The 461-nt window shown below is 65.3% G+C and carries 1 protein-coding gene and 1 pseudogene; both read left to right on the plus strand.

Annotation, left to right across the window (positions count from 1 at the left end):
* Positions 1 to 239, plus strand: a pseudogene (locus NE591_RS12345) (hypothetical protein); the annotation flags it as partial.
* 6 nt (positions 240 to 245) lie between these two features.
* Positions 246 to 461: GAF domain-containing protein (locus NE591_RS12350; RefSeq protein WP_371130600.1), on the plus strand; the 216-nt coding region annotated here is incomplete at its 3' end.

The raw sequence follows: 461 nt of genomic DNA on the forward strand, positions 1-461 counted from the left end.
AGATGACCGTGTCCCAGAAGGTGCCGGTCATGGAGACGAGCGACGCCATGGGCGACGGGCTCACCGAGGAGGCGTCCCAGGAGGTGTGCGAGCTTTTGCTGCCGAACACCTCGGCCATCGCGGTCGCCCTCACCAACTGCGAGAACGTGCTCGGCTACGCGGGCTACCAGGAGGCCCACAACCCGGCGGGCATCGCCATCCGCACGAGCGCCACCCACGAGTGCATTCGCCAAGGGTAAACACTTGTGCTGCTGGCGCCCGAGGAGATCGGCCTGCCTATTCCCGTTGAGCAGAGCCGCATCAAGGCCGCCATCGTGGAGCCGCTGTTCGTCGGCGGCCGAGTGGAGGGAACGCTCAAGTTCTACTACCGCGATCCACGCAATATCACCGAAACCCAGCGCTCCATCGCCCACGGCTTCGCCCAGTTGCTCGCCACCCAAATGGCCGCCGTGGAAATGGAG

The sequence above is a fragment of the Adlercreutzia sp. DFI.6.23 genome, assembly GCF_024462535.1.
GTDB lineage: Bacteria > Actinomycetota > Coriobacteriia > Coriobacteriales > Eggerthellaceae > Adlercreutzia > Adlercreutzia rubneri.